This is a genomic window from Vibrio sp. SCSIO 43132 (genome assembly GCF_019904195.1).
In the GTDB taxonomy this organism is placed as follows: domain Bacteria; phylum Pseudomonadota; class Gammaproteobacteria; order Enterobacterales; family Vibrionaceae; genus Vibrio; species Vibrio nigripulchritudo.
On record NZ_CP063199.1, the window covers coordinates 3,555,256 to 3,580,887 of the forward strand.

The window sequence follows — 25,632 nt, forward strand, 5'->3', positions numbered from 1 at the left end:
ATAAGAACCATTATCAATAATGTATCTAAAAAAACCGGAGATTGGATCCCGCTTCTTTTGCCTGTCCCACGCTTTTCTTTGACTGCTCTACTGCTTGAGGCATTTCGAGACATCGAAGCACTTCAAAACCCAACAAACAAAGGATTAGGAAATTCGGTAATCAACGTATGAATGGTGAAGAGTTGAAAACTCAGCCAGTTAAACTACTTTTATTAAATATATCTAATTTTATAGTATGAGTTTTATTATATTAATTTCAGTGCAACTAATCCCATTAAATGAAGTAGAAAAACGTACGGTAACCAATTTGTCATACCCTCGCCCTATATTGAGATGAATGTCTCTTTCACACATTTCCTAACGCAAAATTAACAAATAGACTCCACTTCGAAACATGTCGTTTCACTTAAATGGAGGTTATTGTTATGAAAGATGTACTGTTGGTCGGCACTACAAATTTAGATAGCACAGGAACAGCCGGAAATTTAACAGTTGAAAATGCGACACAGGCGATCATAGGTACAGGTTGGTCGTTCGGGCTAGATGAAGGTGTTGATCTAGCCAATTACGATTGGGGACACGGCGGTAAAATCTACGCCAGAACAGAGGAATGGGACAAAGGTAATTACAAAGAGGCGAAAGTCGAAGGGGATTCGAGCTGTGTTTACCTTGAAAACTTTGTGGATGTGAATGTCTCTCTGAATAACTACTGTGGCTCTAAAGTTTTTATCAATAACTCTAAACGCGGCGATATCGAGACGGGTTGTGGTCACGATAAAATCTATATTTCCGTTCAATCCAACAACAGTCTTTGGGAAAACGATTTTGATATTTCAACCGGAGCGGGAAATGACGTTATCAAAATGGTGGACAGCAACAATTCTCATCTGACTGATGTCACCATCAATGCCGGCTCTGGGCATGATTTCGTTGATATTTCAAAACTGAAGAACGCGGAAGACGGCATTGTGCGCGACGTTGACGGGGGCTCAGGCTTCGACAAGTTTGTATTTGGTACGGATGATTCCGTCGATTTCAAAAACTTCGAAGTGATTGTCGGTACTGCGCAAACCTCGAATTTTAATCTTACGTCTGAACATTTAAAAAACAATGGCTTTGATCAGTATGGGCTTGTTGTGACAGGTTCAAACTTTGCGTTAGAAGGGGTCGATTCGGTTTCACATTCCGAATTGAGCGAGACTCAGGAAGCCTATCTCAACTGGCTGGGTTACGACGATGACGAATATTCAGCGCTGACTGTTTTTGATGGAAGTGACACTTACACCATTCTTACCGATAGCTGCTGTGACGTGATGGTTTAACGTTCTTCAAACCTGAATAACACTTCAAAATCACATCATATATACAAATCCAGGCTGCACTCTTTGTGCACCTGGATTTTCTTCAAAATTTAGGATCTGTTGTTCTTAGGGTCTGTTGACCTTAGTTTTACAGTGTCCGCAACCAGGCATCGACGACGCCTTTAAAGGCTTGGTTGAATTGATAAAGAGTCAGAAAGGTCAGCCAGGCTAACATAAGCAGTTCAAGTATTCGCATTGGTTCTCCTTGTGCCTAAGTAACCTGAACTCGGGATAACTTAGGGTTAAGTTTTTTATTCTCAAAGAGGAAATTTTAAAAGAGACTCTGAGTGGTAATCTTTGCTAATGCAATGAGATTTATGGTGAATTTACTTATTTCATCGACAAATGAATCAATCAAACTTCTTGGCAACTTCCGCCGCTTTACTGCCGAGTTCTGCAAAATTGGCGGTCCCTTTTTCCATGATCTTCTGAGCCTGTTCGATCACCTGAACGTATTTGGGGTCACCGGTAGCCAAAAGCTCTGAGAGCGCAACACCAATGGCTGTTGTGCTCATGGTATTCAGGTTACGCAGGTTATCAGCCGCGTCCTGAACCGCGATTGCGGTCGACTGCGCCACCGACTGCTTTGCTTTATCTGTTGTACTTTCACTCGCCATACCCTGCCCTTATGCTGACTAGCCACCTTTCTTGAGGATTAAGGCACAGGCGGTTGAGGTTGAGGCGTTGGCAACGGTTTGCATTCCCTGTTGAGTGGTTACCGCATTTTGCATGTGTAACCCCATGGTGTCTGACATGGCGGAGTCGGCAAGTTGCACTATCATGTCCGACACTTGTTCCAGCTCTTTCTTACCATCGTCGCTCATTGATGCTCTCCAAAAAGAAAAGGCCAATCAAAGAGGGATGGCCTAAATGGGGTATTAGGGTCTGTTGACCATAGGGATAAGCTTTATTCGCTATCTTTCTCAACGATTTCTTCTGTTGCCCGGCTAAGAGCAGCAGTGCCGATGGCGGTGAGTGCGTTCACCCCTTGCACGGTTGCTGCCTGCATTCCAATATTCGCCTGCTGCTGAGCATTGGTGGCATTATTATTCAGGTTCGACATTGCCAATCCCATGGAGGTGTACAAATTACCCATGGCGTTTGAAGGCGAACTTGCCAACACCTGAGTATTGGTCTGGGTGACAGAATCGGTGATCTGCTCGTTTACTTTTACTTCGTCTTTAGGTTTTGGCATTTCTAGACTCCATTATTCACTTGGTAACAACTGCTGCAGTTGTTGGTTAATTTTTCCCATTTCTTGCTCTAGCAAACCTTCAACGTTGCTGAGCATGCTGTTGACTTCCGTTTCGATCTTCTCGACCGATTCTTCCGGATCAGACACTTTGAACTGCGCTTGCGATTTAGCGATCATCGCCTGAACTTCCTGCTGTTGCTCACGAGTAAACGCTTCTATCTGCTCCAACTGCTTGTTTACGTCAAAGTTCAGAGCATTTTCACTGCCCACTTTTTCACTACTCACCGCTGTCTCCTTTGTCTTTCTTAAGAAATCCCAGCAGGTTAAACCTGTTTTTTTTGTCCTCGACGGGTTCAGCAGGTTCTGCTGCGAGTTCCGGCTCTTCATCGTGCCCCATTTTCAATGCCCGTGAACCAGACATTGGCTGGGGGTTAGCCGCTGGTTGAGGAGCTGGATTGGATGTCGATTCCTGAACCACCGGAGCGGGTCTTACCTGAGTTTGTAAAAGCCTGGCACAGGCATTGGTGACTGACGCCGCCGTCGTCATTTGAGATTGCTGCTGGCTGGTGACCGCGTTATGCATAGACAAACCCAGAGTATCTGCCAGAGTGGTTTCCAGCAGGCTGGTAGGCTGAACGGAAAAAGCCTGAAGCGTGTTAAATTCGTCTATTGTCTGGCTTGAGACTTCATGCTCAAACTCATTTTCAAATCGCGTATCCTGCTCTTCCATGTTCACTCCTGTTTACGCTTAAGTTATGCATGTCATAAGACGGTTTCGTGATTACAAAGCAACACTCTGCAATGGCATTTACTGAGCCTGATCCTGCAGAACAGTGGCTACCTTCTCACCGACCACACCAAAGTTTTCGGCACCGTTGGTGACGACCCGCTGAGCTTGATCGATGATCTCAAAGTATTTGGTGTCACCGGTTTCCAGCATCTGACTTAGTGCGGTGCCAATTGCTGTCGTGCTCAGGGTGTTTAGGTTTCTTAAGTTGTCTGTGGCATCAGCCAGTGCGATTGCCGAAGACTGTGCCACCGACTGGTTGGCGGCGTTAAACGCCGAGTTCTCTTGATCCGGTGGGGAATTGATGTCTTTCATATTCAAGTCTCCTTAGAATGCACCTTTGCCATCGTTTTCAGGCAAAGGTGCTTTCTGCATTACGCGTCTTTCTCGATAATGCCTTCAGCGCTTCGACCAATGACCGAGCTACCGATAGACATAAGAGAGTTAACGCCCTGCACCGTTGCTGCTTGCATGGTAATTTGCGCTTGCTGCTGACCTGCTGTGGCATTGTGAGCGGCTGTGCCCAGCGCCTGGCTGGTAGACATAAGCAAGTTACCCATTGCCATGGCTGGTGTTTCACCCACAACTTTAGTGTTTACCTGAGTAACCGAATCGGTCACCTGACCGTTGACTGTTGTCGGTGCTGTTGCTGCGTCTGACATACGTTCGTCCTTTTAATACGTTAATTGAAGAAATTGCGAATCGAGCTAAGGATTAACCTTTCTCAATGATGCCTTCTGCACCACGACCAATCACAGATGAACCGATCGCCATCAGTGAGTTCACACCCTGCACCGTCGCTGCCTGCATGGTGATTTGTGCTTGCTGCTGCGCTGCCGTTGCGTTGTGGGCGGCATTGCTCAACGCGTGGCTGGTAGACATAAGCAGGTTGCCCATTGCCATTGCTGGTGTTTCACCCACGACTTTTGTATTAACTTGAGTGACCGAATCAGTCACTTGTGCGTTTACAGTATCAGCCATAATAATCTCCTAGTTTTCTATTGATTAAGCTGCTGGTTGAGGTTCTAAAATCAGTTCAACACTGCGTCCGACCACTGCTGTGCCAGTGGCAAACAGCGAGTTCACGCCTTGAATGGTTGAAGTCTGATGTACCAATTGGGCCTGCTGGTTTGCCCCCGTGCTATTGTGTGCAGAAATGCCCATTGCATGGCTGGTAGCAAGCAACAGGTTTCCTTCTGCCATAGCAGGCGTTTCACCGACCACAGAGGTATTTACTTGCGTTACAGAATCTGTAACGGCTCCGTTCACTGACATAGTTAGTGCTCCTTTTGATGAAGAGACACACCAAAGTGCGCCTCAGAACCGGCTAAGATCCTTTGGCGGCAATCGAATAAATCAATCCAGACCCCAGTGCCGTATTGGTGATCAATATGGTTTGGATCTGTTGCTGCGCGTGAGTGGCGTTTTCTGACGCTTTCCCCAGAGAATCAGCAACCATATTGAGATGCATATTTCTTGAGGTCACCGGCGAAAACTCACGCAGCATTTTTTCTATATCGATTTCCATTCAATGAATCTTTGTGTCCGTTCTTGCTTCTCATATTAGGCACTCAGCTGGGTTTCAACTTGGCGAAACCGACGGACTATCGAGGGGTTTAAATCAATCCTTTCTAAACGGCTAAAGAGAATTGAGGACGTTGCCTGTTTTGAGCCCGATACTGGCGAGGCGTGCATCCGGCATACCGTTTAAACATTTTTTCAAAATGACTGAGATCGCCAAAACCAGATTGCAGGCAGACATCGGTAACTTTTAGCATGGGTGACGCATCAAAGAGCTGTTTGGCACGTTGAATGCGTACCCGAACCAAAATGCCTTTAAAAGACAAGTTCAGGTGCTCCCGAAACAGGAAAGACAGGTGTGAAGGGCTGGTGTAAGAGGCAGAAGCCATGTCCGTCAGTTTGATCGATTCTGTGTAGTTTTCCCCGAGGTAAATCAGTGCTTTCTTTAAAGCTGGGTGAAGGTTTTCTAGCCTCTCAAACCTTTTTTCTAAGATGGTTTCAAATATATCGTATGAACAGTCGGTCTTTTTAATTACACCAACGGACAACACATCCTGTTCGGTAATTTCCCCATAACTGCAGGAGGCAAGCAACACCAAAAGACTTCGAAGCTGGGTGAGATTTCCTGGCCAATGATATTGATTGAGAAGGTATTGAGCCCCCTCCGTAATGGAAGTACCTTCTTGCAGATCAAATTTTTCCATGACATGGGTAATGAGTTCTGGAATATCCTCCTTTCTCTCACTAAGAGGAGAAATATTAATCTCCATATACGGTATATTGCATTCTAAAAGAACACTGAGAAAAGCATTGCTTTCTTTTAATGAATATATTGACGTGTTACATGAAACCATTAATGAAACATTCTGTTTATTTAATTTTTCTTGGTAGCCATCAATGGTAAAAGCATAAATTAGAAAATCCTGAATTTCTCGGGAGAGTTCATCAATATCTTCGAGTAATAACGTCCCTGACTGAGCATCTGTTATCGCTTTCTTCAGATAGAGTTTGTATACATCTGGGCTACTAAAATTAGGAGAGAGCCGAATCAGTTTTCCATTAATATTCAGCCTATTATCATGGATATACTGAGCCACTTCTGTTTTCTCCGTGCCCTTTTCACCCGTAATAAACACGGACACATTCATTTCTTTGGCAAACTGTATTTGCTGCTTGGTTCTCAGAGCCGATGCCGATGTTCCAATTATGGGAAATTGTTCTAGATGATGTTTAACCAAATCATGTTCTTCTGAAATACAAGATGACGTTTTTATTGCTCTCGATGTCGTGTTCAAAATTAATTCCTTTTTATTTAGCCAATTACGTTGAACACACATCCTAGTTGGGTAACTTATTAAAATATTGGTGTATATTACGATCTTTACGAGCCATTCTATGCCGAGAATATGTATATAATCTCGATCAAACAAAAAACTGAGACGACAAATTAATCAAAAACTGTAATAAGGTTTAATATATAAAACACTTACTTAAATAAAATCAGTCATATATTCATTAAACATGAAGTATTTAAGGTCCGTTAGAATTTATTACATAAGTAATAGAAACTTACTCTGTTAATATTTTTAAATATTAACAGAACAGATAAATATAATAGTTTTGTCAATTAAACCGTACTCCTTACGTATTTAAGCTCGATAACTTTACTCACCGTTCTATTGATTCATTGACCACTCTGCTATTTAATACCTCTTCACCATCATCAGAAAGGAATCCACATGGCAGATAAACAAACCTTGGTTTCAGCTAACGACGCACTGCCAGGTCGCGATGCACCGTTGAGCGTTGAAGCGACGCACTTTGTTAACCAAACCAACATTTTCGACAAGCCGACTGAAAGCCAGCAAGAAGTAATATTTGGCTTAGGCTGTTTTTGGGGAGCAGAGCGTCTTTTCTGGAAACTTGAAGGTGTTGTCTCAACATCGGTAGGTTATGCGGGGGGCTTTACTCAAAACCCAACCTATGAGGAAGTCTGTACCGGACAAACTGGTCATACAGAAGTGGTGCGCGTGGTATTCGACCCGCAGGTTATCTCGTTTAAAGCTTTGCTACAGGCATTCTGGGAAAATCACGATCCAACTCAGGGGATGCGTCAGGGCAATGACCTCGGTACTCAGTATCGCAGCGCAATTTACGTGACCAGTGAAGAGCAAATGATGTTAGCGGTGGATTCAAAGCTGGAATATCAAAAAGCCTTATCTGCCGAGCAGCGTGATGACATTACTACAGAAGTATTGCCAGCACCGACATACTTTTATGCCGAAACCTACCACCAGCAATATTTAGCGAAAAACCCACAGGGCTACTGCGGCTTGGGTGGTACAGGTGTGTGCTTCCCGCCAGAAAGCTAAAAGATAGCTTAAGCGGCAAATCCAGAAAGGGAGTCGATGGTCGCATTGACTTCCTTCATCACTTCAAGCATTTCTTTGTTTTTGATGTCAGGTAGTAACACCTTGCCCTGTTCGAAATAGAACATCCCTATTCCCGCGATGCTGAACGATCCCTTGAACAGAATTTTGACGAACTTAGCTATCTGTCTTGGATGATAGTGCTTAAATACCCGTTCCATGATTCCCTCCATCCCTTTTTTGACGCTTTTACCATCTGTGATGAGTTTGTGTGTTCAAATTTGCAAAATTGGAGCCAAGTATTCGCTTAATAGAACGAATTTGGGCTAACCTGTGAATGCGGACACGTTAACTTGAGTACCCTGCTTTTAAATCAGCGACTTACTTTAGCACCCGCAACAACCATAACTAAATACTCATTAATGAAATCAGCCGGATAACATGATGAAAATAAAACTGCTCTCCACCCTAGTGCTTGCTGCTGCCCCGATAATGGGCATGGCGCACACCATTGAAGTGGGCAAGAATTTGCCCTCTACCACCGTTTCCAGCCACGGCGAACTGATGCTGAATGGCGATAAAATTGAATACGCAGAATGGTCGACTGGCAATCTGAATGGCAAAGTGCGAGTCATTCAGGCGATTGCAGGTCGTTCCAGTTCGAAAAAGATGAATGCGCCTTTAATGGCAGCCATTACCGAAGCGAAGTTTCCACGAGATTCATACCAGACCACGACCATCATCAATCAGGATGATGCAATTTGGGGAACCGGATCGTTTGTGAAATCTTCGGCTGAAGATAGCAAGAAGGAGTTTTCCTGGTCGTCCATTATTCTGGACAAGAAAGGGGTGGTTGCCAGTACCTGGGAACTTCAGGAAGAAAGCTCTGCCATTGCAGTGATCGACAAAGCAGGACAAGTGCTGTTTGTAAAAGAAGGATCACTCAGTCAGGATGAAATCGCCAAAGTGATTGAACTGGTCAAAGCCAGCCTTTAATCCCAAATAGAAAAGAAAATAGCGCCTTATACTCAATGGGTATAGGGCGCTATTTTTGATTGTATTTACTCGATCAGCGACGGTCTTCTCGGTAACAGGTGACATCCACTTCCACTTTCACATCCACCACCAAATCACACACCATGCAAATGCGCGCCGGAGGATGTTCGCCAAAGAACTCTTTAAATACTTTGTTGAACGACTGGAAGTAACGTGAATCCGTTAGCACGACTTTCACGTGAACCACATCTTCAAGCCCGTAACCAGCTTCTGTCATGATGTCGACGCAGTTTTGAATCGCCAGACGAGACTGATCCACAATGCCGCCTTCAACCACCTCGCCATCCGTCATTGGCGTTTGACCAGACACATACAAGAAACCACCCGCTTCTGTTGCTCGTGCAAACGGAAGGTGCTGACCACCTGTGCCTGTGCCGCCTTCAACGCCATAACGTTTAATTGTCATAATACTCTCCAGTTTTGATACTTCGAGGGCAAATCCCTCATCATTATTTATTTCGACATAACATTCGACCATGCCGCGTTGTCGCGACCTGTCCGTTTTGGTATGAAATCTTTCCATTCACCATCACAAGGTGAATACCTCTTGCTGCTGCGACCGGATTTTCAAACGTCGCTTCGTCTTTAATCTGGCTAGGGTCAAACAACACCAGATCGGCAAAGTTGCCTTCTTTGATTTCCCCACGCTGAGAAAGCCCAAACCGCTTTGCTGACATGCCTGTCATTTTGTGAACAGCGGTGGGCAGCGAGAACAACTGTCTCTCGCGAGAATAATGACCCAGCACTTTAGGGAACGTCCCCCAAAGTCTTGGGTGCGGGTGAGGATCGTTAGGTAAACCGTCTGATCCCACCATAGATAACCGGTATTTCAGCACGCGCTCAACGTCATCTTCATCCATGCAGTGATAAACTGCACCCGCTGGCTGAAGGGCTTTCGCCGCATCCATCAGAGACAGATCCAGCTCACTGGCGATGTCTTTCAGCATTCGCCCTGCTAAATCCGGACGTGGATCCGACCAAGTAATAAAGATATCAAAGTCGCTGGTCACCTGTTTGAGATCGAGGGTAGAAGAACTGGCAGAATATGGATAACAGTCGCAACACACATCCTGATGTTTCGCGGTGTAGTCCATCAGTTCTAGCACCTCAACCGTGCGACCCCAGTTGCCTGCCCCAGCACATTTCAGGTGAGAAATCACCACCGGCACTTTGGCATGCTTCCCGGTGCGAAAAGCTTCGTCCATCGCCTCCAGAATCAGCTCAAACTCGGTTCTCATGTGTGTCGTATAAATGCCGCCAAATTCCGCTAGCTCTTCAGCCAATGCCATCACTTCTTCCGTGGGCGCCTGTTTCGCACTGGCGTAAGCCAAACCAGAACTGAGCCCTATAGCCCCTTCTGCCATGGCTTGATGAAGCGTATTCTTCATCACGGTAATTTCATCACCAGACGCAGGGCGATGAAGTTCATCCATCACATTATTGCGAAGCGTTGTATGACCAACCAGTGCCGCCACATTAACCGCAGGAATCGCAGCCTCTACGGCTTCGGCGTAGGATTTAAATGTGGGATAGACAAAGTCTGACTGCTTACCCAGAAGATTCATTGGATCGGGCGGCTCGCCACTTAATACAGCTGGTGATGCGCTGATACCGCAGTTGCCCACAATCACCGTTGTGACACCCTGGCTGATCTTTGGCAGGCAATCCGGGTAGCGGATCACGTTGGTATCATCATGGGTATGAACATCCACAAATCCGGGTGACAACACCAGATTCTGTCCGTCGATCAGAGTGATCGCCTGTGCGTTGGCAAGATCGCCTATCGCTTCGATCTTCTCGTTATGTATGGCGACATCAGCGCTGTATCCATCCGCTCCTGTCCCGTCGATCAGATGGACATTTCTGAACACCACATCGTAGTGCATTTAGGTTCCCCTGTAGGCTCCGTGTTTATTTCTAACATTCCGAATACAGTGAAACGAAGAGACCATATCGATTTGCTACGTCTTCTGGCACTTACGCTCTGCACACAAAAAATAGAAAGTTAAAACAGCAAGTTAAATCAACACCAACATTCAGGTTAATACGTGAATATCAATGAACTCGCCTCAGTATGAATCCGATATTAGGAGTAATGAATTTACCAAACAGTGAGAATACGCACAGTTTATTAAAGCTTGTGTGATACTTTCTATCACAACAAAAAGCAAAGATCGCGATAACGTAAAGTTCTCACAGGTGTTTTGACCTTGTTAGAAAAAATAGGATGCGGAAAGAGAAATCATGAAGAGTGTTACAAATTACCAAGACATACTGGATAACGTCGGTACTAAAGGGGTTTGGGTTCAATCCAATGAATCTGGAAAATACAGCCTGATCGACGAAGAGATCATGTTGCCTGCTGCCGTTATCAAGCATTCTGCTGTTCGTAACAATCTTCAATGGATGCAGTCCTTCGCTGATCAGCATTTGGTGAAACTGGCACCTCACGGAAAAACGACGATGAGCCCTGCACTGTTCAAACAACAATTGGAAGCAGGTGCATGGGGAATTACTGTCGCAAACATTCAGCAGGCATGGGTCGCATTTGAAGCCGGAGCGAAACGCATCCTGCTTGCGAATCAGTTAGTGGGAAAAGCAAACATGGCGCGTGCTTCTCAGCTACTTGAGAATCCAGACATAGAATTGTATTGCTGCGTCGATTCACAAGACAACATCGAGCAGTTGAGCCAGTATTTCAACGGTCGCCAGCAAGAGATTAATTTGCTTATTGAATACGGCATGGCAGGAGGACGTTGTGGCGTTCGCCACCCAGAAACCATGCAGCAGCTGGCTGGATTGATCCACGAGTTACCGGGCGTTGAACTTCATGGTGTCGAATTCTATGAAGGAGCAATTCATCATTGTGAAGATTCTGAACGCCGCATTCGCTACTTTATTGGCAGTGCTGTGGAACTGGCTCTGTCTTTCAAGCAGCAAGGGTTAATTAAACGTCAGTGCCCGATTCTTACAGGTGCAGGGTCTGCCTGGTATGACGTGGTTTCCGAGTGCTTTATGCATCAGTCCTACTTGACCACGGTTATCCGCCCTGGGTGCTACCTTATCCACGACACAGGCATCTATCAGGATGCGCAGCAAAAAGTACTCGACCGCAGCGCGCGGGACAACAGTGTAGCGTGTCACATGGGAAGCGACTTAACTTCTTCACTGGAAATGTGGGCGTATGTGATTTCTACTCCTGAACCGGGAAAAGCCATCGTAGGGCTAGGCAAACGGGACGTGGCATTTGATGCCGGTCTGCCAACCCCAGTGAGACGTTATCGCAACGGCGAGTTGCTGGATATCACGGAGCTAAAAGCAACAGATATCATGGATCAACATACTTATATATCGACTCCAGAAGACAGTAACCTGAAAGTGGGCGATATTGTGGTGTTTTCTACCTCTCACCCTTGCTTAACGTTTGATAAGTGGCGCTATGTATGTGTGTGTGACGATGACTATCAAGTAACGCATCTGGTGGAAACTCAGTTCTAAAACATACGCCTGTATCACAATGAATATCTTTACGTCATGAGAACGACAAGGCAAACTGAAACACCTTTTGAACAACGTGGAAACGAAAACAATGACGAAAGTTCTACATACAGATTCTGCCCCTGCTGCAATTGGTCCTTACGTACAAGGTGTTGATTTAGGCAACATGGTACTGACATCAGGTCAGATCCCTGTAATTCCGGCAACGGGTGAAGTGCCAGAAGACATCGAATCTCAGGCGCGTCAGTCTCTTGAAAACGTAAAAGCAGTGGTTGAATCTTCAGGTTTGACTGTAGCTGACATCGTAAAACTGACTGTATTTGTTAAAGACCTGAACGACTTCGGTACGGTAAACGAAGTGTACGGCAAATTCTTCGACGAACACGACGTAGCAAACTACCCAGCACGTTCTTGTGTAGAAGTGGCTCGTCTGCCAAAAGACGTAAAAATTGAAATTGAAGCGATTGCCGTTCGTAAGTAACGATTTGCTATATACTCAAACCGCCTCAAGGTGCTAGTTTCAGCGAGAGTTGCTTGGTTTTCAGACAAGACATCGATTTGAAGATCTAGTGGCTCTAAATCGAGAATCGATAACGCAGTATGAAAGCCAAGCAAACTCGCCCTTGGGAGCGTATCTCCTGCCTCATTTCATCGTCAAAGAACTTGGAAAGGACTCGTCATTCCACTGCATTCTTTTCCTTGAACTGAAGCAGGAGATAACGCTCTGAATCCTGCATCTTGAGGTGGTTTGAGTATAATTTCATTAAAAAACGAGTGCGATTGCACTCGTTTTTTATTTAGCCTGAGCTAGAGATAAGCGCCAGCTATGGCTCTCTTGCCTCTTCTATCCGCTCTTCCATATCTGGATGGGTGCTTAACCATTCGGGTATGTCCATTGCAGACTCGTGCAGACGCTCAAAAATCTTCGCCAGCGGCTCACTGCTGCCATGCAAAGTGATTAACGAAGCTTTGGCATACTCATCCGCTTCGCGCTCGGCTTCTCTGGAATGACCGCTCTGCATTATAAACACACCAGCACCGACCATGGTGTCAATCATGCCGGAACTTTCTCCGGTCAGGAGTGCGACCGTGGCTGATACCAGACTGGAAGAAATCAGCCTTTTCATCACATGCTGATGATGAATATGCCCAAGTTCGTGAAGCAATATGGCGTCAACTTCTTCATCCGATTCGGCCAGTTCTACCATCTCATCCAGCATGATGATCACGCCACCGCTCAGAGCAAACGCATTCGGAAAGTCACCAGACTTTCGAAACTCTAACTGCGGCTGAAATTTTGTTGGCGGCAAGCTTTGAACCTGAGCGTAAAAACGTTCCCGGATTCGCGCTTGTTCATCTTCAGGCAACTCCGAGGGCAGCAGCCATTCCTCATCAATCGACTTAAGCACATAGTCTGCCAGCGTTTCATGTGCTTCGTCGGGTACCCAGTCCACCATTTGCTGGCTAAACCAGGGAATACCGTGGGTGAAGGTGCCAATCGTCAGCCCGATGATCAGCAAAGCACTCACCAGAATCGCGGTGAGATTGGTCTCTAGCTTGCCAAGGAGCCCTTTCTGCCCGTGTTTCTTGAGGTACGCGTTCACCTCATCCGCTCGCTCTGGCACAAAAAGCCAGCCAGATGGAAAACGAATCTTAGGGGGAAGTTTACCCGGTGAGGAAGTGACCTCTATGTCGTGGATAGACGCACTCACGATCTGTCCATCTACATGAAGGTACATAAAGTCGCGTTGCGATAAATCCAGCTCCGCGTCTGATTTTGCGGAGCTGAGAGGTGGATGAGCCATCCCCTTAATACGCATTAGCCAATCCCGATATTGACGTCAAATGCTTCGGAGATTTCATCAGAAATCGCTGACTTCATGTCTTGCTCTTCACCTTCAACCACAAGGTTAGACAGGTCACCGATTACATACGTGTTGTCTGCAAGGTATCGGCTGGTTCGAACCATCACCCATGGTCTTGCAATGCCCAGAGTCACCAGTTGAAGCAGGAAGTTGGTCACGATCAAACCAACGTAACTCCAAGTATCCAGAGTAGATTCGAATTTAAACTCATCGTTTTGATTATCCGCATCTTTTACGGATAGTTCAGCAAAGGTGTAATTGCGAATTTGTGCCGCTTTATAAGCGTTCACTACCACACCACCAAAGAAGAGACCGATGTAGATAACAATGATTGAACCGAAGATATTTGCATTGCCAAAATCAAAGCCCGAGGTAAAGATGGTAGAACCAGCAACAACCGCAACCACAGCCCCAATAGCAATCATTACTACCGCGCCAAACAGCATGGCTTTAAGGTAGATCTTCATGTAGTCGCCCAAGGTGTATTCCGCTGAAAACTGGCGTTTGCCATAGCGATAACCGTTAGCAAAATAGTTCGATATACCGACAGTTACCCAAACAAAAGCAAAAGGGACACTCAGTAGCAAGACCGCTGCGAGAGGAACAATGTCAAAGTGTATGGACATTGTGCCCACCATGAAGAGTGCAAACACGACCAAACCTCTGCCAAACAGCGCGATATAAGCCTCTTTTAATGTGCCCGCAAACGAGAAATGTACGTTGCGGTAACTGGTCATGGCTGCATCAAAACGAGCATTGCTCCACGCTAGCCAAGGCAATATGACCAGAAATGCAAGTATGAGTACCGATGAAACGATTGGGAAAAATTGGTTTGAGATACTCCAGGCGACAAGACACACCGCCGCAACAATGCGTCCTTTTAAGATCTGCATGGGTTTGGCGTGATATTCAAAACCATCATTATCTAACTTAGTGTTACCATAAAAATACTGATTAGTGCGCACTTTTGCCCAGGCGGAATAGATTCCGAGCGTAATCACCGACAAAAGTATATTTACAATCCAAATTCCAAAAAATTCAGAGCCTTCCCCTTCAAATTTGAAAGGGTTCTTTTTGTTTTTATCTTCCATAATTATCCATTCTGACGTAGCTGCTTTTCGATTGTGAAATGTGGGGCGAAAAGTCAGCGATTTGTTTTGTAGCTAAGTGAAGAAACTTCACGCTTCCTCACGTTTTCTTAAGTTGATATACAAACACTTACATAAGTGCGTGACTAAAATACCAATATGACGCTTTTTCAGCCACTTACTTGATCACTAAATGCGAGTTAATTTCATGTTTGCGAACTAGATAGAAGTCTTTTAATTGGGAAAAGCAATCAAAAAACCGAAAACAATCTTCTATGACTATTTAAGGAAAGGACATTTCGTAGCGCTAAAGCCACTTGTTCTATCAGAAACTGATCATTAGAACGCAAGCTAAAGAAGAGTCGGATCACAGCTTTTAACTAACGTAATCATGCACCACTTGATCTAGTAATCATTGACCATTAAATTTAGTTGCTATTCGCAACTAAATTTAATCAGCCTTATGAATGTCTCTACTCTACGAACCCTTTCACGCGATCTTGTCCGTCAGCTCGGCATGTTAGACAAACAGTGCGGTGATGTTGAACTTTCCCCAGTGCAGGCACACTGCCTGATTGAACTGGAGCAATGTCCTCTCACGGTTAATCAGGTTGCACAAAAGCTTCATGTCGACAAATCCAATGCCAGCCGGACTCTGAAAAGTCTCGCGAGTAAAGAATGTATCGAGGTGTCGACCAACAAAGAAGATAAGCGCAGCATTCTTTATGCACTGACTCCCAAAGGAGAAAGGCAACTTGCTCAGTTGAACCACCAGCAAAATGCACGTTATCAGGCTGCGCTAAACCAGTTATCGGCAGAAGAGAAATCGGTATTACATAAGGCTCTGGAAAGCTACACTCGCGCTTTAGAAACAGCTGAAGCAAGCTCTGAACTGACACTTCGCCCTATACGAAAAAGCGACAATGCGGCACTGGCAACCATTATTCGTCAGGTATCGGAAGAACATGGGCTGTCTTCCAAAGAGGGTTTCAGTGTTGCTGACCCAACGCTTGAGTTTCTTTACGACACCTACTCTCAGCCTCGCTCTCAATACTGGGTGATTGAGAGTAATGGCAGAGTGATTGGTGGCGGAGGATACGCGCCACTGCAAGGTAAGGAAGAAGTGTGTGAGTTACAGAAAATGTACTTTTTGCCAGAAGCAAGGGGGAAAGGTTTATCCAAGACCATCGCTAAAATGGCAATGGAACACGCCAGCCAGAATGGCTTCTCACAGTGCTATCTGGAAACCACGGCTTGCTTAAAAGCCGCTATCGCTTTGTATGAAAAACTCGGATTTGAACATCTGGATGCTCCGTGGGGTAATACAGGGCATGATGCCTGCGAAGTGGCTATGGCAAAGGCGATCTAACCACTTCAAACATCCCCAAGTAACCTCAAGAGGATACTTGGGTGCTAAACCGGAAAGTGGGTAACGCATAAGTCTTTGCTCAGACCAATTCGCATCTGTTGGCTTTGACCGTCTAAAGCCACATCCAACTGATACAAATCCTTGTCACTTGGGAAAATCGGGTTGGCATAGCGCGGTGCTTCAACCTGAAACAGCGCTGTGGCGTGATCCGCTCTTACATCAATTGGAATGTGGTAAGTCATGCCGTCAAACTTCACCGACGCAGAAATCAGTCCCGCTGCAAAGGTTTGATAATAAAGATCAACTTTGAATTCACAGCCGCCGCCGTGGTGCCAGATCTGCTCTGTTGTAATGTGGTCGAGTCTCAGATGGCGAATAAACTGAAGATAAGGAATCTCCCAGACGCCAATTCGTGAATCGGTTTCTACAACAGGTTCCTGATTCAACGCACACACTTCCGGTTCTTCTTCCAACAGCCAGTCGTCGTCTTTCTCTAGAAACAGGATCTCAAATCGGTTTCTGCCTGGCTGCAAATAAGGTCGAATGTCTTTCTTGTATCGGTTTTGTGAACCATCACAATCAAATACTGCAACGCCATTTACTCTCACCTCTGCGTAGTAATCCACCCCTGCCATCACTAAATCTACCGCAGGAAAAGCCAGCATTGCATCGTCAACGTCGATATCGTGCATTAAATGCCATTCTTGCTGGCGAATAGATTCTTCAGACAATGATTCTGGCAACACCTGACTAAGCGGCGCGGGGAAAGTAATGTCATCCTGCGGGATGGAAAGGTCGGTCAGTGGAGAAACCTGCCAAAGACCTGCGAGTGAAAGTTGCATGGATAAATTGAGCCAGATCAAGTTTGGGGGCATTATAATGAAAGAAGACACATAATTTCTAATGAAATTTCAATAGTCTGACCAGCACGCGATTTTTGTACATGAAAAGTCCCCGACCACAATTCATAAAAAACGCCGGCATAAGCCAGCGTTTAAAATTGGGTGAGTTAGACGTTATTCTTCGTCGTCTTCAATGTCATAGGCGGCATCTTCGCCTTCGTAGTACGTGCCCCATCCGTCGTAGATGATGTCGTATTTCTCAGCAAGGTTTACCAGCTTTTCTACCTGCTCATCAATGGCTTCTGCGTTTAGCGCTGACTCCATCGTGGCGTCACAACAAAGCAGCTTGTTGCCGTCTTCGTCTTCCGTTTCTTCAGCTTCAAGCACTTCAAAGCCCATTTTAAAGGCTTCAACAACGGCTTTTTCCAGCTTGTCGAAATCTTCCGCAAACAGGTGATGTTCAATGTCATAAAGAGCATCGGGCTCACTGCCGTCTTCAAGTAACGCATTGATGATTTCACGAGTTTCTTCTTTCTGAATCTCAAGTAACTCTTCTACCGATAGGTATTCATCTTGTTGAGACATTCGCTTGCTCCGCTCTCAAAGTTATAAAACGCGTGAAATATGGCATGGATCGTAAAAAATTACCACCGACAAACCCAATTCCCGTGCATTTTTTCTGCACTTCAAAATTGACCCTAAGTCACATAAACAAAATATTAACAATTGGGTAATGAAATTTTGAAACAGAACAAAGTCAGGTGAAGGTTAAAACGTCAATTTCTGGTTATTCCGCCAAATTATGATGCAAATGTGCATAGAGCAGAATGGCGTCAAAATGAATAAAACAAACGCTTTTTATGACATATTGCTCGAATCATGCATCTTCATTCACACCAGCTCATACATTCTCATTCGCCTGAGTGAGAGCACGATGAATATTCAGGCATCTGTTCGAATGTAACAACACGCCGTTAAACGAAAGTAAAATTTATCAAATTAAAGTTTTAAAGGCATATATTCCGAAAAAACGCGGTTATCTTCGATATTATCACTATATTACCGACTTGCATCTTGCTCTCATCCTTGCCATAAATGTGAGTCCGACCTCATTTTAATGCAGGTCATCCTCTGGCTACCTTCCTGTACTGGAAGCCAAATTAAGCCCGAGGATCAGTTATGGATATATAAGAAAGGACACCCAATGAGTAAGCTGTATGTCGGCTCTGAAGTCGGTCAATTGCGCAGAGTGTTGTTAAATCGTCCCGAGCGCGCACTCACCCACCTTACCCCTTCTAATTGCCAGGAACTGTTGTTTGATGACGTTCTAGCTGTAGAAGCCGCTGGGGAAGAACACGATACGTTCGCCCAGACTCTGCGAGATCAAGGTGTAGAAGTTCTGTTGCTGCACGATCTTCTGGTCGAGACACTTGCCGTACCTGAAGCGAGAACATGGCTGCTGAATACTCAGATTTCTGACTTTAGATACGGTCCTACTTTTGCTCGTGAGCTGCGTAGCTACCTGAGTGAAATGGATGACGAACATCTCGCAACCGTATTGCTGGGTGGTTTAGCCTATTCAGAGTTGCCCATCGCTTCTTCTTCCATGCTGCCTAAAATGCATCAGCCACTGGATTTTGTGATTGAGCCTTTGCCTAACCATCTGTTTACCCGTGATACCTCTTGCTGGGTATACGGCGGTGTGTCACTGAACCCTATGATGATGCCTGCGCGCCAACGTGAGACCAACCATCTGCGCGCAATCTATCGCTGGCACCCAGTATTTGCCGGGCAGGACTTTATTAAGTACTTCGGTAACGAAGATCTGCACTACGATAACGCAAACATTGAAGGCGGCGACGTACTGGTTATTGGTAAAGGCGCGGTTCTGATTGGTATGTCTGAACGTACCACTCCTCAAGGGGTAGAAAATCTGGCGGCTGGCTTGTTTGAAACGGGTCAGGCCACGGAAGTGATCGCTATTAATCTGCCGAAACATCGCTCCTGCATGCACTTAGATACGGTGATGACGCATATGGACGTCGATACATTCTCCGTTTACCCGGAAATCATGCGAAACGATCTGGAAACCTGGCGTCTTACTCCTAATGGCGGCAAAGCCATGAACGTTGAGCAAGTTCCTAACTATATCCACGCCGTAGAGCAGGCGCTTGGTCTGGATCAGTTAAAAATCATCACAACAGGTGGTGACAACTACGAAGCGGAACGTGAACAGTGGAACGATGCTAACAACGTTTTGACGGTGAAACCGGGTGTGGTTGTGGCGTATGAACGCAATGTTTACACCAACGAAAAATACGACAAAGCTGGCATTGAAGTTTTAACCATACCTGGCAATGAACTGGGTCGTGGTCGTGGTGGCGCTCGTTGCATGAGCTGCCCAATCGAAAGAGATGGAATCTGATATACCCGCTCTCCTTAGCCTGACTAATAATTGGGCTGCTAAACTGAAAAGGTTGATGCTATGCGCATCAACCTTTTTTTGATTACACAAAAATAATCATTCACAAAAAGTGAATTTATATGTATAAGTAGATTTTAACGCACCGGCAATACCCAAGGAAGATTTATGGCTTTCAATTTACGTAATCGCAATTTCCTTAAGCTTCTTGACTATACGCCTAAAGAAATTGAGTTTCTGATTCAGCTGTCGCAGCAACTTAAAGCGGCCAAATACTCAGGCACAGAGCAGAAGAAACTGGTCGGCAAGAATATCGCATTAATATTCGAAAAAGCGTCTACCCGTACCCGATGCGCATTTGAAGTCGCGGCGTTCGATCAGGGAGCTCAGGTTTCTTACATTGGTCCATCTGGTTCTCAGATTGGACATAAAGAGTCGATGAAAGATACCGCGCGTGTTCTTGGCAGAATGTACGATGGCATTCAGTACCGGGGCTTTGGTCAAGACATTGCTGAAGAACTGGGAGCGCACGCAGGCGTGCCTGTCTGGAATGGGTTAACCGATGAGTTCCACCCTACTCAGATTCTGGCAGATTTCCTGACCATGCTGGAACACAGCAAAGGTAAGCAGCTTCATGAAATCCAATTTGCTTACCTAGGTGATGCCCGTTACAACATGGGTAATTCACTACTAGTTGGTGCCGCTAAAATGGGGATGCACTTTACGGTAGTAGCTCCGAAAGCTTACTGGCCAAATGCGGAATTGATTGACGAATGCCAGACCATCGCTCAGTCCACGGGCGCTCAACTTCACTTTACAGAAAGCGTAACAGAAGGCGTAAAAGGTGCCGATTTCCTCTACACAGATGTTTGGGTATCGATGGGTGAAGCATCGGAAGCCTGGGACGAGCGTGTCGCTCAGATGACCCCATACCAGGTAAATACCGAAGTAATGCAGGCAACGGGTAACCCTAATGCCAAGTTCATGCACTGTTTGCCAGCCTTCCACAACGATGAAACTGTGATTGGTAAAGAGATCGCGGAGAAGTACGGATTACAGGGCTTAGAGGTAACAGAAGAGGTGTTTGAATCTGAGCAGTCGATTGTCTTTGATCAGGCAGAAAACCGAATGCACACCATCAAAGCGGTGATGGTAGCGACTCTCGGATAAAAGCGAGAGCATATTAGGATAAAAACCTGATGTAATCGCTTGCGATCACGTTCCTTAGGCGTATAATTCTCCGCAATTTGTCTGAGGAACGATTAATGAAACCAACACTCATCTCTGCTCTAGCGATGATTAAGAAGCACCAAGGCTTCCCTGTTTTGTTTTATTGTTCCCGTAGTAATTTTTAAAGCCTCCCTATTTAGGGGGGCTTTTTTATGGCATCACCATAGGGAAGAAGATCATGGCGAACTCACTCTATCAAAAGCACATCATCTCCATTTCAGAGCTGTCGCGCGATGAACTGGAACTGATCGTGAAAACCGCGGTTCAGTTAAAGAAAGAGCCACAACCAGAGCTCATCAAAAACAAAGTCATCGCAAGCTGTTTCTTTGAACCTTCCACTCGTACGCGTCTGTCATTCGAAACAGCAGTACAGCGCATTGGTGGAGATGTGATTGGTTTCGACAACGACGGCAACACTTCGCTGGCTAAAAAAGGCGAAACGCTGGCCGATTCCGTTCAGGTTATCTCTTCTTACGTAGACGCTTTTGTTATGCGTCATCCACAAGAAGGTGCCGCGCGTCTGGCGTCTGAGTTTTCCAATAACGTGCCTGTGATTAACGCTGGCGACGGTGCGAACCAACACCCTACACAGACTTTGTTGGATCTGTTCAGCATTTATGAAACACAGGGGCGTTTAGACAACCTGAATGTCGCGTTTGTAGGCGACCTGAAATACGGACGCACGGTTCACTCGCTGACTCAGGCTCTGGCAAAATTCGATAACAACCGTTTCTTCTTCATTGCCCCAGAAGCACTGGCGATGCCGGATTACATCTGTGAAGAACTGGACGACGCAAACATTCAATACAGCCTGCATACCGAAATGGAAAGTGTGGTTCCAGAACTGGACATCCTGTATATGACGCGCGTGCAGAAAGAGCGCTTCGACGAGTCTGAATATGCTCACATCAAGTCCGCTTACGTTTTAACTGCCGCGACCCTGACTGAAGCGAAAGACAACCTGAAAGTACTTCACCCATTGCCACGCGTGGATGAAATCACTGTCGATGTTGATAAAACGCCGTACGCATACTTCTTCCAGCAAGCAGAAAACGGCGTATATGCCCGTGAAGCGCTTCTGGCACTTGTCCTTAACGAAACTCTGTAACAGGGAGAATCATCATGGCTAAAGAAACTCAATTGCAAGTTGAAGCAATTCGCAACGGCACAGTGATCGACCATATCCCTGCGCACATTGGTATTAAAGTGCTTAGATTGTTCGACATGCACAATTCTGAGCAGCGTGTCACCATTGGTCTGAACCTGCCTTCTTCAGCACTCGGAGCCAAAGACCTGCTGAAGATTGAGAACGTGTTCATCAACGAAGATCAGGCGCAAAAACTCGCGCTGTACGCACCACACGCGACAGTAAATCAGATTGAAGAATACAAAGTCGTGAAAAAGCTGGCGCTTTCGTTACCGGAACGTATTCAAGGCGTTTTTGCCTGTCCGAATTCAAACTGTATCTCTAACTTCGAACCTGTAGACACGGTATTTTCTTTGTTAGAGCGTAATGGTGACGTGAGACTTAAGTGCAAATACTGCGAAAAATCCTTCTCACGCGAGATCGTCACCGAGCTGTAATAGCGGCGGTTTAAAGTAGAGAAAACAGAAAGCGACCATCAGGTCGCTTTTTTGTGTTAACTGCCCTGAATTTAACCAAAATGACGCTTTTCCAGCTCATCCTGTGCAGATTGAGTACAGAACAATGATACTGGTTAGAAACGTCTGAAAATTCGCTTGCAGGTGCCCTGTTATGTTATTACATTTAGCCCTTTATCGATAACGCCAGAATTCAATGCTGACACGGACGTACAACAAAACCTGTTCAATGCTCGCCATCGCTGCGGTGATGTGGATGAGTACTGCGTACGTTTTGCACAGTCAGGACTGGGAACCCGCTCATCATGAGGATCATATCTGCGAGCTGTTTTCCGTCAGTAAGCACGCCATTTCTGGATCAATCATCACTGTTCCTTATGTGCCGCACGTTTTCTGGACCAAGGCCTATGATGTCCTGAAACCTGATCGCGCACCGCTGCCATCCTATTACGCGCGTTCACCTCCTCTGTCTGAGTCTATTGCTCACAATTCGTAATATTTTCACTTATAAATCAGAGGTAAACATGAACCACGTATTCAAACTTTCACTATTGGCAGCCGCAATCGTTACAACATCAGCACAGGCAGAAGAATTTCGTCAGCACGACGCACACGTACACGGTGTGGTTGAGCTGAATATTGCTCAGGATGGCAACGAGCTACTGATGGAAATTCACGCACCAGGTGCAGATGTGGTTGGTTTTGAAAGTGCGCCTAAAAATGCAGAGCAAACTAAGCAGTTAAAAGAAGCACTAGCGACGCTGAATCAGGCTAATAACGTCATGACACTTTCTTCTGCTGCGCACTGTAAAGCAACGTTCACAGAAGTTCGTCATACTCTTGGCGAAGATGAGTCCCATGATGATCATGACCATGATAAGCACGAACATCATGACCACGATAAGCACGATCATGACAAACATGAACATCATGACCACGACAAGCACGATCATGACAAACATGAACATCATGACCACGATATGCACGATCATGACAAACATGAACATCATGACCACGACAAGCACGATCATGACAAACATGAGCATCATGACCACGATAAACACGATCATGACAAACATGAACACCATGACCACGACAAGCACGATCATGATAAACATGAGCACCATGACCATGAAGGACATGATCATGAGGAACACGGTGGTCACGGCGAGTTCATTGTTGAATACCACTTCGACTGTGAACACATCGAAAAGCTGAGCCAAATCGATACACAGTGGTTTAAGCAATTCCCGTCAACGGAAAAGATGTCGGTTAACATGATTACGGATAAAGCGCAGGTTGCCACTGAGCTTACTCCCAATAATCACAAAGTTTCGTTCTAAACCAGCGAATCTTGAGATATAAAGCAACATAGCGACATTGATACCCAGCCGTCAGGCTGGGTATTTGATCCATAAGATAACAAATAACAATAGACGGATTACACCATGCCAGACTCTCCAACGTCTTCGCAGATCATTACTTTGCAAGACATCCGTTATGCCTGGGCACCGGATGCTCCGGATACACTGATCATCGATGAATTTTCCATCCAGGCAAAAGAGCGTGTGTTTATTAAAGGTCCCAGTGGGTGTGGGAAATCCACTCTGCTCGGATTACTCACCGGTATTCTGACACCTCAGAAAGGCAGCGTTAACCTATTAAACGAAGCGGTATCTGAGCTTTCACAGGGCAAAAGAGACCGTTTCAGAGCCGATCACATTGGCTATATCTTCCAGCAATTTAACCTGCTTCCGTACCTGTCGGTCATCGATAATGTTCTGCTTCCCTGTCAGTTTTCCAGCACCAGAAAAAACAAAGTAAAACAATCACTGGAGCAGGAAGCCAAACATCTGCTTGAACGACTTCATCTGCCAAAAGAAAAGATTCATACACCGGTCATAGACTTGAGTATTGGTCAGCAACAACGTGTCGCGGCTGCCCGAGCTCTGATTGGTCATCCGGAACTGCTGATTGCAGATGAACCCACTTCAGCACTCGACCATGACAACCGAGAAGCCTTTATTGAACTTCTGATGGAAGAAGCTTCACAAGCGAATACCACACTGGTTTTTGTCAGTCATGACCCGACACTCGAACCTTTCTTTGATCGCACCATCGATCTCCCTACCATCAACCAAGCAGCAGGAGGGCGAGGATAATGGCTATTTTTCATTTAGCCCGAAAAAGTTTAGGGAACCGCAAAGCCACTGCGCTGCTGACCATTTTGACGGTCGCTATTTCCGTGGTTCTGTTGCTCGGCGTAGAACGCATCCGAACACAGGCAAAAAGCAGCTTTGCCAATACCGTATCCGGCACCGATCTGATTGTGGGTTCGCGTTCAGGGCAAGTGAACCTGTTGCTGTATTCGGTCTTTCGAATCGGCAATGCCACCAACAACATTGATTGGAAAAGCTTTGAAGAATTCAGTCAGCATCGCTCAGTAAAATGGGCTATCCCGATGTCGCTTGGAGACTCACATCAGGGTTTCCGGGTACTAGGGACCAATCAAAGTTACTTCGAACATTTCCGATATGGTAAGAAGCAGCCTCTCTCACTCAGAGATGGAAGACCATTTGACAGTCTGTTTGAAACCGTTATCGGCGCAGATGTCGCAAAAACACTGAACTACAAAATTGGCGACGAGATCATCATCGCCCACGGAATCGCAGACAAAGCGTTTAACCGCCACGACAATCTGCCATTTAAGATTGTCGGCATCTTTGCACCAACGGGCACCCCGGTTGATAAAACGGTTCACGTATCGCTGCAAGCCATCGAAGCCATTCATGTTGGTTGGGAGTCTGGTGCAAAAATTGGCAATACGCCAAGTGCAGAACTGCTAGAACAGCAAAATTTTCAGCCAAAACAAATCACTTCCTTTATGCTTGGGCTGAAATCGAAGATTCATACCTTCGCCCTGCAACGACAAATCAACACCTACACCAAAGAACCTTTGAGCGCTATTTTACCGGGCATCGCCCTGCATGAGCTCTGGGGCATGATGTCGGTTGCCGAACAGGCACTGCTTGCGGTATCAGGGTTTGTGGTTGTAGCAGGTTTACTGGGCATGCTCAGCAGCCTTCTGACCAGCCTGCAGGAGCGTCGGCGTGAGATGGCGATTTTGCGAGCCATGGGAGCCAGACCAAAACATATTTTCTTTTTGCTCATCAGTGAAGCCAGTGCATTAACTCTGGCAGGGATTATGTTTGGCGTCGCACTTCTTTACATTTTAATCGCAATAATCAGCCCCATCATCGCGCAATTGTATGGCATAAATATAGAGCTCACTGCATTAAGCGCCCACGAGTGGATGTTACTTGGATTAGTGCAGAGCGCAGGTATACTGATTGGGTTTATCCCCGCGTTCAGGGCGTACCGTCAGTCTTTGGCAGACGGCATGACAATAAGGATTTAAAGGAAACCT

32 protein-coding genes are annotated in these 25,632 nt (G+C 45.8%); 14 read left to right on the plus strand and 18 right to left on the minus strand.

Annotation, left to right across the window (positions count from 1 at the left end; genetic code table 11):
• Nucleotides 1-425 precede the first annotated feature (425 nt).
• Nucleotides 426-1,322 (plus strand): hypothetical protein, encoded by an 897-nt coding sequence (locus tag INR79_RS15880; RefSeq protein ID WP_004398393.1) that lies wholly within the window; start codon nucleotides 426-428, stop codon nucleotides 1,320-1,322.
• A gap of 389 nt (nucleotides 1,323-1,711) precedes the next feature.
• On the opposite strand, the gene INR79_RS15885 is transcribed toward INR79_RS15880, so the two are convergent.
• From INR79_RS15885 to INR79_RS15935, 11 genes are all read right to left on the minus strand, one after another.
• A complete protein-coding gene (locus INR79_RS15885) occupies nucleotides 1,712-1,978 on the minus strand; it encodes a hypothetical protein (RefSeq protein ID WP_004398395.1) in 267 nt (88 codons plus the stop codon).
• 18 nt (nucleotides 1,979-1,996) lie between these two features.
• Nucleotides 1,997-2,185: a RebB family R body protein gene (locus tag INR79_RS15890; protein WP_004398396.1), complete on the minus strand. Its 189-nt coding sequence runs from the start codon at nucleotides 2,183-2,185 to the stop codon at nucleotides 1,997-1,999.
• 83 nt (nucleotides 2,186-2,268) lie between these two features.
• Nucleotides 2,269-2,556, minus strand: coding sequence for a RebB family R body protein (locus INR79_RS15895; protein ID WP_223095079.1), 288 nt, complete (start codon nucleotides 2,554-2,556; stop codon nucleotides 2,269-2,271).
• 12 nt (nucleotides 2,557-2,568) lie between these two features.
• Nucleotides 2,569-2,841, minus strand: a complete 273-nt coding sequence (locus tag INR79_RS15900) for a hypothetical protein (RefSeq protein ID WP_004398398.1) — start codon at nucleotides 2,839-2,841, stop codon at nucleotides 2,569-2,571.
• Complete coding sequence (locus INR79_RS15905) at nucleotides 2,834-3,286, minus strand: RebB family R body protein (protein ID WP_223095081.1); 453 nt, start codon at nucleotides 3,284-3,286, stop codon at nucleotides 2,834-2,836. Before INR79_RS15905 ends, INR79_RS15900 begins: the two co-directional genes overlap by 8 nt.
• A 78-nt stretch (nucleotides 3,287-3,364) precedes the next feature.
• Nucleotides 3,365-3,658: a hypothetical protein gene (locus INR79_RS15910; RefSeq protein ID WP_022590737.1), complete on the minus strand. Its 294-nt coding sequence runs from the start codon at nucleotides 3,656-3,658 to the stop codon at nucleotides 3,365-3,367.
• A 59-nt stretch (nucleotides 3,659-3,717) separates the two neighbouring features.
• On the minus strand, nucleotides 3,718-4,005 hold the full coding sequence (locus tag INR79_RS15915) for a RebB family R body protein (RefSeq protein ID WP_022590738.1): 288 nt from the start codon (nucleotides 4,003-4,005) through the stop codon (nucleotides 3,718-3,720).
• 52 nt (nucleotides 4,006-4,057) lie between these two features.
• A complete protein-coding gene (locus INR79_RS15920) occupies nucleotides 4,058-4,324 on the minus strand; it encodes a RebB family R body protein (protein WP_004398402.1) in 267 nt (88 codons plus the stop codon).
• A 24-nt stretch (nucleotides 4,325-4,348) separates the two neighbouring features.
• Complete coding sequence (locus INR79_RS15925) at nucleotides 4,349-4,618, minus strand: RebB family R body protein (protein WP_004398403.1); 270 nt, start codon at nucleotides 4,616-4,618, stop codon at nucleotides 4,349-4,351.
• 52 nt (nucleotides 4,619-4,670) lie between these two features.
• Entirely contained in the window at nucleotides 4,671-4,871 is a 201-nt protein-coding gene (locus tag INR79_RS15930) for a RebB family R body protein (protein ID WP_004398404.1), read from the minus strand.
• Nucleotides 4,872-4,974: 103 nt separating this feature from the next.
• Nucleotides 4,975-6,159, minus strand: a complete 1,185-nt coding sequence (locus INR79_RS15935) for an AraC family transcriptional regulator (protein ID WP_223095083.1) — start codon at nucleotides 6,157-6,159, stop codon at nucleotides 4,975-4,977.
• A 444-nt stretch (nucleotides 6,160-6,603) separates the two neighbouring features.
• On the opposite strand from INR79_RS15935, the gene msrA reads away from it, so the two are divergent.
• Nucleotides 6,604-7,236: a peptide-methionine (S)-S-oxide reductase MsrA gene (msrA, locus tag INR79_RS15940; protein WP_004398406.1), complete on the plus strand. Its 633-nt coding sequence runs from the start codon at nucleotides 6,604-6,606 to the stop codon at nucleotides 7,234-7,236.
• A gap of 8 nt (nucleotides 7,237-7,244) precedes the next feature.
• Here msrA and INR79_RS15945 read toward each other — a convergent pair whose 3' ends face one another.
• Nucleotides 7,245-7,454: a DUF1107 domain-containing protein gene (locus INR79_RS15945; RefSeq protein ID WP_022551681.1), complete on the minus strand. Its 210-nt coding sequence runs from the start codon at nucleotides 7,452-7,454 to the stop codon at nucleotides 7,245-7,247.
• A gap of 223 nt (nucleotides 7,455-7,677) precedes the next feature.
• On the opposite strand from INR79_RS15945, the gene INR79_RS15950 reads away from it, so the two are divergent.
• Nucleotides 7,678-8,229: a YtfJ family protein gene (locus tag INR79_RS15950; protein ID WP_223097038.1), complete on the plus strand. Its 552-nt coding sequence runs from the start codon at nucleotides 7,678-7,680 to the stop codon at nucleotides 8,227-8,229.
• 73 nt (nucleotides 8,230-8,302) lie between these two features.
• Here INR79_RS15950 and INR79_RS15955 read toward each other — a convergent pair whose 3' ends face one another.
• On the minus strand, nucleotides 8,303-8,695 hold the full coding sequence (locus INR79_RS15955) for a RidA family protein (protein ID WP_004398409.1): 393 nt from the start codon (nucleotides 8,693-8,695) through the stop codon (nucleotides 8,303-8,305).
• Nucleotides 8,696-8,738: 43 nt separating this feature from the next.
• Entirely contained in the window at nucleotides 8,739-10,175 is a 1,437-nt protein-coding gene (locus tag INR79_RS15960; protein ID WP_223095085.1) for an N-acyl-D-amino-acid deacylase family protein, read from the minus strand.
• Nucleotides 10,176-10,533: 358 nt separating this feature from the next.
• On the opposite strand from INR79_RS15960, the gene INR79_RS15965 reads away from it, so the two are divergent.
• Complete coding sequence (locus INR79_RS15965; RefSeq protein WP_223095087.1) at nucleotides 10,534-11,787, plus strand: amino acid deaminase; 1,254 nt, start codon at nucleotides 10,534-10,536, stop codon at nucleotides 11,785-11,787.
• 91 nt (nucleotides 11,788-11,878) lie between these two features.
• Entirely contained in the window at nucleotides 11,879-12,268 is a 390-nt protein-coding gene (locus INR79_RS15970; protein ID WP_004398412.1) for a RidA family protein, read from the plus strand.
• A 343-nt stretch (nucleotides 12,269-12,611) separates the two neighbouring features.
• Here INR79_RS15970 and INR79_RS15975 read toward each other — a convergent pair whose 3' ends face one another.
• Both INR79_RS15975 and INR79_RS15980 read right to left on the minus strand, forming a co-directional pair.
• Nucleotides 12,612-13,607, minus strand: a complete 996-nt coding sequence (locus INR79_RS15975) for a M48 family metallopeptidase (RefSeq protein ID WP_223095089.1) — start codon at nucleotides 13,605-13,607, stop codon at nucleotides 12,612-12,614.
• Nucleotides 13,607-14,743 (minus strand): YjgN family protein, encoded by a 1,137-nt coding sequence (locus INR79_RS15980; RefSeq protein WP_223095091.1) that lies wholly within the window; start codon nucleotides 14,741-14,743, stop codon nucleotides 13,607-13,609. The genes INR79_RS15975 and INR79_RS15980 overlap by 1 nt, the downstream gene beginning before the upstream one ends.
• Nucleotides 14,744-15,203: 460 nt before the next feature.
• Here INR79_RS15980 and INR79_RS15985 point away from each other — a divergent pair, with 460 nt between their 5' ends.
• The gene (locus INR79_RS15985) at nucleotides 15,204-16,109 is read left to right on the plus strand and encodes a bifunctional helix-turn-helix transcriptional regulator/GNAT family N-acetyltransferase (RefSeq protein WP_223095093.1); all 906 of its coding nucleotides are present in this window, start codon (nucleotides 15,204-15,206) and stop codon (nucleotides 16,107-16,109) included.
• Nucleotides 16,110-16,153: 44 nt separating this feature from the next.
• Here INR79_RS15985 and INR79_RS15990 read toward each other — a convergent pair whose 3' ends face one another.
• Nucleotides 16,154-16,951 carry a glycosyl hydrolase 2 galactose-binding domain-containing protein gene (locus INR79_RS15990; RefSeq protein ID WP_004398416.1) on the minus strand — a complete coding sequence of 266 codons (798 nt, stop codon included), beginning with the start codon at nucleotides 16,949-16,951 and terminating at the stop codon, nucleotides 16,154-16,156.
• 174 nt (nucleotides 16,952-17,125) lie between these two features.
• The gene (gene rraB / locus INR79_RS15995; RefSeq protein WP_004398417.1) at nucleotides 17,126-17,536 is read right to left on the minus strand and encodes a ribonuclease E inhibitor RraB; all 411 of its coding nucleotides are present in this window, start codon (nucleotides 17,534-17,536) and stop codon (nucleotides 17,126-17,128) included.
• 619 nt (nucleotides 17,537-18,155) lie between these two features.
• Between rraB and arcA the strand changes: the two genes are divergently transcribed.
• The 8 genes from arcA (at nucleotide 18,156) to INR79_RS16035 (ending at nucleotide 25,623) form a co-directional block, all read left to right on the plus strand.
• Nucleotides 18,156-19,376: an arginine deiminase gene (arcA, locus tag INR79_RS16000; RefSeq protein WP_004398418.1), complete on the plus strand. Its 1,221-nt coding sequence runs from the start codon at nucleotides 18,156-18,158 to the stop codon at nucleotides 19,374-19,376.
• Nucleotides 19,377-19,541: 165 nt separating this feature from the next.
• Nucleotides 19,542-20,543, plus strand: a complete 1,002-nt coding sequence (gene argF / locus INR79_RS16005) for an ornithine carbamoyltransferase (protein WP_022610882.1) — start codon at nucleotides 19,542-19,544, stop codon at nucleotides 20,541-20,543.
• Nucleotides 20,544-20,781: 238 nt separating this feature from the next.
• Nucleotides 20,782-21,711, plus strand: coding sequence for an aspartate carbamoyltransferase (pyrB, locus tag INR79_RS16010; protein WP_004398420.1), 930 nt, complete (start codon nucleotides 20,782-20,784; stop codon nucleotides 21,709-21,711).
• A gap of 14 nt (nucleotides 21,712-21,725) precedes the next feature.
• Nucleotides 21,726-22,187 (plus strand): aspartate carbamoyltransferase regulatory subunit, encoded by a 462-nt coding sequence (pyrI, locus tag INR79_RS16015; RefSeq protein ID WP_022551690.1) that lies wholly within the window; start codon nucleotides 21,726-21,728, stop codon nucleotides 22,185-22,187.
• Between the two features lie 214 nt (nucleotides 22,188-22,401).
• Nucleotides 22,402-22,701 (plus strand): DUF2607 family protein, encoded by a 300-nt coding sequence (locus tag INR79_RS16020; protein ID WP_022551691.1) that lies wholly within the window; start codon nucleotides 22,402-22,404, stop codon nucleotides 22,699-22,701.
• A gap of 28 nt (nucleotides 22,702-22,729) precedes the next feature.
• Nucleotides 22,730-23,548 carry a zinc uptake protein ZrgA gene (zrgA, locus tag INR79_RS16025; protein ID WP_223095095.1) on the plus strand — a complete coding sequence of 273 codons (819 nt, stop codon included), beginning with the start codon at nucleotides 22,730-22,732 and terminating at the stop codon, nucleotides 23,546-23,548.
• A 105-nt stretch (nucleotides 23,549-23,653) separates the two neighbouring features.
• Complete coding sequence (locus INR79_RS16030; RefSeq protein WP_004398424.1) at nucleotides 23,654-24,367, plus strand: ABC transporter ATP-binding protein; 714 nt, start codon at nucleotides 23,654-23,656, stop codon at nucleotides 24,365-24,367.
• Nucleotides 24,367-25,623, plus strand: coding sequence for an ABC transporter permease (locus INR79_RS16035; protein ID WP_410482886.1), 1,257 nt, complete (start codon nucleotides 24,367-24,369; stop codon nucleotides 25,621-25,623). The genes INR79_RS16030 and INR79_RS16035 overlap by 1 nt, the downstream gene beginning before the upstream one ends.
• Nucleotides 25,624-25,632 lie beyond the last annotated feature (9 nt).

Excerpts from the sequence above, each read along its gene's own strand:
- argF (WP_022610882.1), top strand. The coding sequence starts at position 19,542 with ATGGCTTTCAATTTACGTAATCGCAATTTCCTTAAGCTTCTTGACTAT.
- INR79_RS15950 (WP_223097038.1), top strand. The coding sequence starts at position 7,678 with ATGAAAATAAAACTGCTCTCCACCCTAGTGCTTGCTGCTGCCCCGATA.
- INR79_RS16035 (WP_410482886.1), top strand. The coding sequence starts at position 24,367 with ATGGCTATTTTTCATTTAGCCCGAAAAAGTTTAGGGAACCGCAAAGCC.
- INR79_RS15880 (WP_004398393.1), top strand. The coding sequence starts at position 426 with ATGAAAGATGTACTGTTGGTCGGCACTACAAATTTAGATAGCACAGGA.
- INR79_RS15915 (WP_022590738.1), bottom strand. The coding sequence starts at position 4,005 with ATGTCAGACGCAGCAACAGCACCGACAACAGTCAACGGTCAGGTGACC.
- INR79_RS15970 (WP_004398412.1), top strand. The coding sequence starts at position 11,879 with ATGACGAAAGTTCTACATACAGATTCTGCCCCTGCTGCAATTGGTCCT.
- INR79_RS15985 (WP_223095093.1), top strand. The coding sequence starts at position 15,204 with ATGAATGTCTCTACTCTACGAACCCTTTCACGCGATCTTGTCCGTCAG.
- INR79_RS15930 (WP_004398404.1), bottom strand. The coding sequence starts at position 4,871 with ATGGAAATCGATATAGAAAAAATGCTGCGTGAGTTTTCGCCGGTGACC.
- INR79_RS15910 (WP_022590737.1), bottom strand. The coding sequence starts at position 3,658 with ATGAAAGACATCAATTCCCCACCGGATCAAGAGAACTCGGCGTTTAAC.
- INR79_RS16020 (WP_022551691.1), top strand. The coding sequence starts at position 22,402 with ATGCTGACACGGACGTACAACAAAACCTGTTCAATGCTCGCCATCGCT.
- INR79_RS15890 (WP_004398396.1), bottom strand. The coding sequence starts at position 2,185 with ATGAGCGACGATGGTAAGAAAGAGCTGGAACAAGTGTCGGACATGATA.
- pyrB (WP_004398420.1), top strand. The coding sequence starts at position 20,782 with ATGGCGAACTCACTCTATCAAAAGCACATCATCTCCATTTCAGAGCTG.
- arcA (WP_004398418.1), top strand. The coding sequence starts at position 18,156 with ATGAGTAAGCTGTATGTCGGCTCTGAAGTCGGTCAATTGCGCAGAGTG.
- zrgA (WP_223095095.1), top strand. The coding sequence starts at position 22,730 with ATGAACCACGTATTCAAACTTTCACTATTGGCAGCCGCAATCGTTACA.
- INR79_RS15980 (WP_223095091.1), bottom strand. The coding sequence starts at position 14,743 with ATGGAAGATAAAAACAAAAAGAACCCTTTCAAATTTGAAGGGGAAGGC.
- INR79_RS15965 (WP_223095087.1), top strand. The coding sequence starts at position 10,534 with ATGAAGAGTGTTACAAATTACCAAGACATACTGGATAACGTCGGTACT.
- INR79_RS15895 (WP_223095079.1), bottom strand. The coding sequence starts at position 2,556 with ATGCCAAAACCTAAAGACGAAGTAAAAGTAAACGAGCAGATCACCGAT.
- INR79_RS15960 (WP_223095085.1), bottom strand. The coding sequence starts at position 10,175 with ATGCACTACGATGTGGTGTTCAGAAATGTCCATCTGATCGACGGGACA.
- INR79_RS15885 (WP_004398395.1), bottom strand. The coding sequence starts at position 1,978 with ATGGCGAGTGAAAGTACAACAGATAAAGCAAAGCAGTCGGTGGCGCAG.
- INR79_RS15945 (WP_022551681.1), bottom strand. The coding sequence starts at position 7,454 with ATGGAACGGGTATTTAAGCACTATCATCCAAGACAGATAGCTAAGTTC.
- INR79_RS15905 (WP_223095081.1), bottom strand. The coding sequence starts at position 3,286 with ATGGAAGAGCAGGATACGCGATTTGAAAATGAGTTTGAGCATGAAGTC.
- msrA (WP_004398406.1), top strand. The coding sequence starts at position 6,604 with ATGGCAGATAAACAAACCTTGGTTTCAGCTAACGACGCACTGCCAGGT.
- INR79_RS15925 (WP_004398403.1), bottom strand. The coding sequence starts at position 4,618 with ATGTCAGTGAACGGAGCCGTTACAGATTCTGTAACGCAAGTAAATACC.
- pyrI (WP_022551690.1), top strand. The coding sequence starts at position 21,726 with ATGGCTAAAGAAACTCAATTGCAAGTTGAAGCAATTCGCAACGGCACA.
- INR79_RS15990 (WP_004398416.1), bottom strand. The coding sequence starts at position 16,951 with ATGCAACTTTCACTCGCAGGTCTTTGGCAGGTTTCTCCACTGACCGAC.
- INR79_RS15955 (WP_004398409.1), bottom strand. The coding sequence starts at position 8,695 with ATGACAATTAAACGTTATGGCGTTGAAGGCGGCACAGGCACAGGTGGT.
- INR79_RS16030 (WP_004398424.1), top strand. The coding sequence starts at position 23,654 with ATGCCAGACTCTCCAACGTCTTCGCAGATCATTACTTTGCAAGACATC.
- rraB (WP_004398417.1), bottom strand. The coding sequence starts at position 17,536 with ATGTCTCAACAAGATGAATACCTATCGGTAGAAGAGTTACTTGAGATT.
- INR79_RS15920 (WP_004398402.1), bottom strand. The coding sequence starts at position 4,324 with ATGGCTGATACTGTAAACGCACAAGTGACTGATTCGGTCACTCAAGTT.
- INR79_RS15975 (WP_223095089.1), bottom strand. The coding sequence starts at position 13,607 with ATGCGTATTAAGGGGATGGCTCATCCACCTCTCAGCTCCGCAAAATCA.